Annotated in this window: 4 protein-coding genes; all 4 read right to left on the bottom strand. The window is 71.7% G+C overall.

What is annotated here, in order from left to right; genetic code table 11:
• Positions 1-58: 58 nt before the first annotated feature.
• Entirely contained in the window at positions 59-2,161 is a 2,103-nt protein-coding gene (locus ACFW2E_RS10580; RefSeq protein ID WP_384464479.1) for a SpoIIE family protein phosphatase, read from the bottom strand.
• Between the two features lie 274 nt (positions 2,162-2,435).
• Positions 2,436-3,137, bottom strand: coding sequence for a DUF402 domain-containing protein (locus ACFW2E_RS10575; protein ID WP_384464476.1), 702 nt, complete (start codon positions 3,135-3,137; stop codon positions 2,436-2,438).
• Between the two features lie 84 nt (positions 3,138-3,221).
• Positions 3,222-4,607 carry a class II fumarate hydratase gene (locus ACFW2E_RS10570; protein ID WP_384464473.1) on the bottom strand — a complete coding sequence of 462 codons (1,386 nt, stop codon included), beginning with the start codon at positions 4,605-4,607 and terminating at the stop codon, positions 3,222-3,224.
• A gap of 252 nt (positions 4,608-4,859) precedes the next feature.
• Complete coding sequence (locus ACFW2E_RS10565) at positions 4,860-6,527, bottom strand: fumarate hydratase (protein WP_384464471.1); 1,668 nt, start codon at positions 6,525-6,527, stop codon at positions 4,860-4,862.
• Between the last annotated feature and the right edge of the window lie 75 nt (positions 6,528-6,602).

The raw sequence follows: 6,602 nt of genomic DNA, 5'->3' as shown, positions 1-6,602 counted from the left end.
CGGGCGCGCGCGCCGTGCCGCGGCCCCCCCCCCGCGCCGCTTCCGCCCCGAACGGGGCCTAACCCCGGTTCAGTTCGAACCAGACGACCTTGCCGGTGCTCAGCCGGGTCGCGCCCCACCGCCTGGCCAGCTTGTTCACCAGATACAGCCCGCGGCCGCCCTCGTCCGTCGCCCGCGCCTGCCGGAGCCGCGGCAGCTGGGGCACGTCGTCGCCGACCTCGCAGCGCAGCACGTCGGTGCGCAGCAGACGGAGGGTGACCGGGCGGGAGGCGTACCGCACCGCGTTCGTCACGACCTCGCTGACCAGCAGCTCCACCGAGTCGGAGAGCTCCTCCAGGCCCCAGCGGTCCAGGGCGCGCCTGGCCAGCCGGCGGGCCCGGCCGGGGGCCGCGTCCTCCGGCTCCAGGAACCAGTACGCCACATCGCTCGGCGCGATCCCGTCGAAGCGGGCGGCGAGCAGCGCGATGTCGTCGTCACGGTCGCCAGGACCGAGCATGTCGAGCACCTCGTCGCACAGGGCCTCCAGGGGCGGCGGATGATCGGGCCCCGTGAGCTGGGCGGTCGCGGCGAGCTTCTCGCGCAGCTGCTCTATGCCGGTCCACACGTCCCGCAGCCGGGACTCCACCAGGCCGTCGGTGTAGAGGAGCAGCGTGGCCCCGGCGGGTGCGTCCAGCTCGACGGCCTCGAAGTCGACCCCTCCGACGCCGATGGGCGCGCCCGGCGGCACGCGCAGCACCTCGGCCCGTCCGCCCAGGTGCAGCAGCACGGGCGGGGGATGGCCGGCGTTGGCGATGGTGATGCGGTGCGAGACCGGGTCGTAGACGGCGTACAGGCAGGTGGCCATCCGGTCGGTGCCCAGCCGCTGGGCCTGCTCGTCGAGGTGGTGCAGCACCTCCTGCGGAGGCAGGTCGAGTCCGGCCAGGGTCTGCGCGGTGGTGCGCAGCTGGCCCATGATGGCGGCGGAGGTCATGGAGTGGCCCATGACGTCACCGACGACCAGCGCGACTCTGCTGCCCGGCAGCGGGATGGCGTCGTACCAGTCGCCGCCGACCCGGGCCGTCTCGGCCGCGGGAAGGTAGCGGGAGGCCAGCCGCACGCCCGTCGGGCGGGGCAGCGTCTCCGGGAGCATGGTGCGCTGGAGCTCGTCGGCGATGTACGCCTCGCGGCCGTACAGCACCGCCTTGTCGATGCCCAGCGCGCTGTGCGTGGCCAGCTGGGCGGCGACCAGCAGGTCGTCGGCCTCGAAGGCCAGGCGCTCCGGGCGGCGCAGGAAGAGCGCCGCACCGATGACACGGCGGCGTCCGCGCAGCGGCGCGAGGATCGCGTGCTGGCCGCCGGGCACGACCGACTCGCCGCTCTCGCCCAGCAGTTCGGGCAGCGCGGCACGGGCCGCGGGAGCGTCGGCGAACACGGGACGCACCCCGCGCAGCACCTCGTTCAGCGCCCCGCCGGGCCGCACCTCGCACAGCTCGGCGGTCAGCGAGGACAGCTCCGACAGTCCGGTCAGCTCCGACGGCTCCGGCTCCGGGGCCGGTACGGGCAGGAAGCCGCCCTCGGTGTCACGTTCCTCCGGAATCCGGTCCGTGCGCCGCAGCCGCAGTACGACGGGTCCGGTGGGCCGCTCGTCGCCGACCGGCAGCGGGTCGCGCAGATAGACGAGGATCGCGTCCGAGAACGTCGGCACGGTGGCCCGGCACAGGCCCATCACGATCTCGTCGAGGTCGATGCCGCGGGCGATCCGCCGGGTCGCGGCGCCCACGAACCGCAACCGGTCCCCGTCCCGCCGCTTCGGCTTCGGCCGTCCGGGCGGCAGCCCCCGCCCGGTACGGCGGTCCTGGCCGCCGACGGACCGCTCCTGCCCCGCACCCGGCTGGGGCGGGATGCCCTCCGGTGTGGGACGCGGGCGGTGCGTGTCGGGCTCGGCGGCGGCCGGCTGCGAGTGCTCGGGGCCGTTGACTGGGGGCTCCTTCCCCTTGCCGCGGGGCGTGGTCGTTCCCGGCGACGAGGGCGTCTCGCCGGTGCGGGCCTGTGCGGGTAAGGCGGCCGCGCCGAGCGGCTTCGGGGAACGCACGAGCGCCCCGCGGTGCTCCGCGGGGTCGACGCCCGTCTGGGGGCGTTCGTAGGAGGAGGTGGGGTGCTCCGTCACGCGCGTCGATTCCATCCGTCCGGGGCTGCGCGCCGCGCGCGCAGTTCGTCCCGCAGAAATCCCGATACCCGGAATACGTGCCCCGGGAACGGAATTCCCGTCCGGTCAGAGGCCGTGCCCTTGCCACCGGCGGACCGTCTCCGGCCGGTGGTGCCCTCGTACCCCTCGCTCACGTCCTGCCGCCCCTCGGTGACGTTCGGTCAAGCCCGGCGCATGCTCCGGGAGTTGTGGCTGCGCACCCTTGCGGAGGACGATCCTACGGTTGTGGGCCGGGGGCGCAGCAAGGGTCTCATGAGGACACGTGCGCGGGCGTACGGTCCCAGTCCTCCGGGAGTGAAGGTACAGCCCAGGACGGATCCGGGCGCCACTGCTGCCAACCGTCCGAGAACGGCGGGCCCCAGGCGCCGATCACCTCCACGGCGGCCCGCCCCGCCTCCCGCACCCGTTGGGCCAGGCGGGCGTCCATCAGACCGTCCCGCTGGGCCTGCGCGAACTCGTCCTCGTCGCGCCAGTGCCAACTGCGGTCCGGGTGCACGGAGATGTCCAAAAAGTAGTCCTCGGAGTCCACTCCGCCGTCCCAACGGGCCAGCGGCTCCTCAAGATTGACGTACCAGTTCTTGAACCGCCAGCCCGGCTCCCAGAACAGCCACACCGACCAGGACTGGCCGGGCCGGGCCAGTTTCAGCACTCCGGTGCCGAGCCAGCGGGCGAGCTGCACGGCCCGCGGCTTGGTGTACCGGGACTCCAGGGGCTCGACGTGCACCGGCGTGCCGTCGGCGAGCACGGGCTTCACGCACTCGGTGCCCGGCGCCATCCACACGGCGAGCAGCTCCTCGTCGTCCCGCACGACGGTGACGGGGCGCGCGATGTGGAAGCGGCTGCCGGCGTTCTCCCGGTACCGCCACAGGATGTGACTCCCGGGGGCCCAGAAGCCCGTCGGACCACCCGCTCCCGCACGCTCCACGCGTCTCACCGCTCCGCCGTCTGCCATGCACAGATATTAGGTGCCACAGGCATACGACGCTGCGGTGCGCGTCACGGTTCTGGCCCGGCGGCTACAGCGGCCCGCGATCGGTCACGGATGCGTCATACGCAGGACGTCCAGCGCCTCGTCCAGCTGCTCCGCGGTCAGCGCGCCGCGCTCCACGTACCCGCCCTCCAGCACCACTTGACGGATGGTCTTCCGTTCCGCGAGGGCCTTCTTGGCCACCTTCGCGGCCTGCTCGTACCCGATGTACTTGTTGAGCGGGGTGACCACGGAGGGCGACGACTCGGCGTACTCGCGGGCCCGCTCGCGGTCGGCGGTGATCCCGTCGACGGTCCGGTCGGCCAGCAGACGGGAGACGTTGGCGAGCAGCCGGATCGACTCCAGCACGTTCTTCGCGATGACCGGCAGCATCACATTGAGCTCGAAGTTGCCGGAGGCGCCGGCGGTGGCGATGGCCGTGTCGTTGCCGACGACCTGGGCGCAGACCATGAGGACGGCCTCCGGGACGACCGGGTTGACCTTGCCGGGCATGATCGAGGAGCCGGGCTGCAGGTCCGGGAGCCGGATCTCGGCGAGTCCCGTCCGCGGTCCCGACGCCATCCACCGCAGGTCGTTGGCGATCTTCGTGAGTCCGACCGCGATCGTCCGCAGCTGCCCGCTGGTCTCGACGATCCCGTCCCGGGCGCCCTGCGCCTCGAAGTGGTTCCTCGCCTCGGTGAGCGGCAGCCCCGTGGCGCGGGCGACCTCCTCGATGACAGCAGCGGAGAAACCGGGCGGGGTGTTGATGCCCGTCCCCACCGCCGTTCCGCCCAGCGGCAGCTCGGCCAGCCGCGGCAGGGAGGCCCGCAGCCGCTCGACGCCGTACCGCACCTGGGCGGCGTACCCCCCGAACTCCTGGCCCAGCGTCACGGGCGTGGCGTCCATGAGATGGGTCCGCCCCGACTTCACGACATCGGCGAACTCCCCGGCCTTGCGCTCCAGGGAGCCGGCCAGGTGTTCCAGGGCCGGGACCAGGTCACGGGTGACGGCGGCGGTGGCGGCGATGTGGAGCGAGGAGGGGAAGACGTCGTTGGACGACTGGGAGGCGTTGACGTGGTCGTTGGGATGCACGTCCCGGCCGAGCCGCTCGCTCGCCAGTGTGGCGATGACCTCGTTGGTGTTCATGTTGGACGAGGTGCCGGATCCCGTCTGGAACACGTCCACCGGGAAGTGCTCGTCCCAGTTCCCCTCGGCCACCTCGGCGGCCGCCTCCTGGATCGCCTCGGCGACGTCCTTGTCGAGCACCCCGAGCCCCGCGTTGACCTTCGCCGCGGCCCCCTTGATGCGGGCGAGGGCCTCGATGTGGGCCCGCTCGATGCGCTGCCCGGAGACGGGGAAGTTCTCGACGGCCCGCTGCGTCTGCGCGCGCCACTTGGCGCCGGCGGGGACGCGGACCTCGCCCATGGAATCGTGCTCGATGCGGTATTCGCTCATGCCGGTTACAGCGATCGGAGCGGTGGGGATGTTCCGAGGCGTGCGCCGTACGGGTAGCCCGCGCCCCTGTCCGCACTCGGCGCGCACGGACAAGCACAGGTCAGCCCCGTTCGGCCGGTCCGCGTTCGGGGACGAGCCCGTCAGGCCGAACGGGGTCGGGACGGAGCCCCGGCGGGGCCGAAGGGGCGGCACCCCATGGGACGGGACGGGCAGGGGCGGCGGGGGCGAGATCCCCCCGCCGCACGCCAGGCACTAGGCCAGCCCCGGCCCCCGGACCGGAATGGACGTGAACGTCGGCGCCGGGGCGGGATCCTGGAAGAAGTCGTTGCCCTTGTCGTCGACGACGATGAACGCCGGGAAGTCCTCGACCTCGATCTTCCAGACGGCTTCCATGCCGAGCTCCTCGTACTCGACGACCTCGACCTTCTTGATGCAGTCCTGGGCGAGGCGGGCCGCCGGTCCGCCGATGGAGCCGAGGTAGAAGCCGCCGTGGCTGCCACAGGCGTCGGTGACCTGCTTGCTGCGGTTGCCCTTGGCGAGCATCACCTTGGAACCGCCCGCGGCCTGGAACTGCTCCACGTAGGAGTCCATCCGGCCGGCCGTGGTCGGGCCGAAGGAGCCGGAGGCGTAGCCCTCGGGGGTCTTCGCCGGCCCCGCGTAGTACACCGGGTGGTCCTTCAGGTACTGCGGCATCTCCTCACCCGCGTCCAGCCGCTCCTTGATCTTGGCGTGCGCGATGTCGCGGGCCACGACGAGCGGACCGGTCAGGGACAGCCGGGTCTTGACCGGGTACTTGGTCAGCTCGGCCAGGATCTCGTCCATCGGCTGGTTGAGGTCGATGCGGACGACGTCACCCTCCGACTCGAGGTGCTCGTCCGTCGTCTCCGGCAGGAACCGCGCCGGGTCCGTCTCCAGCTGCTCCAGGAACACGCCCTCTGCCGTGATCTTGGCGACGGCCTGGCGGTCGGCCGAGCAGGAGACCGCGATGGCGACCGGGCAGGACGCGCCGTGCCGCGGGAGGCGGATCACACGCACGTCGTGGCAGAAGTACTTGCCGCCGAACTGCGCGCCGATACCGATCTTCTGCGTCAGCTCGAAGACCTTCTCCTCCAGCTCCTTGTCCCGGAAACCGTGACCGAGCTCGGAGCCCTCGGAGGGGATCTCGTCCAGGTAGTGCGCGGAGGCGTACTTCGCGGTCTTCAGGGCGTACTCGGCGCTCGTACCACCCACCACGATCGCCAGGTGGTACGGCGGACAGGCGGCCGTGCCGAGCGAACGGATCTTCTCCTCCAGGAACTTCATCATGGAGGCCTCGTTCAGGACGGCCTTCGTCTCCTGGTACAGGAAGGACTTGTTGGCGGAGCCGCCGCCCTTCGCCATGAACAGGAACTTGTACGCACCGCCGTCGGTGGCGTACAGCTCGATCTGCGCCGGGAGGTTGGAGCCGGTGTTCTTCTCCTCCCACATGGTGAGCGGAGCCATCTGCGAGTAGCGCAGGTTCAGCTTGGTGTAGGCGTCGTAGATGCCGTGGGACAGCGCCTTCTCGTCCTCGCCCGCGGTGAGGACGTTCTGGCCGCGCTTGCCCATGACGATCGCCGTGCCGGTGTCCTGGCACATGGGGAGCACGCCCGCCGCCGCGATGTTCGCGTTCTTCAGCAGGTCCAGGGCGACGAACTTGTCGTTGCCCGACGCCTCGGGGTCGTCGATGATGCGGCGCAGCTGCGCGAGGTGCGCCGGGCGCAGGTAGTGCTGGATGTCGTGGATGGCCTCCGCTGCCAGCTTGCGCAGCGCCTCCGGCTCCACCTTGAGGAAGGTCCGCCCGTCGGCCTCGAAGGCGGAGACACCCTCGGAGGTCACCAGCCGGTACGGGGTGGTGTCCTCTCCCTGGGGGAGCAGATCGGTGTACGCGAACTCAGGCATCTTCGCCCATTCCTCACTCGACAGACGGCGGCCTGTCGACGTCGACAGGCCTCACCAGCGTAGAACCTGCCGCCG

It is taken from the genome of Streptomyces sp. NPDC058964 (assembly GCF_042741275.1).
Lineage (GTDB): Bacteria > Actinomycetota > Actinomycetes > Streptomycetales > Streptomycetaceae > Streptomyces.
Note: the sequence above shows the minus strand (reverse complement) of the source record. Positions and strands in the feature narration are given on the sequence as shown.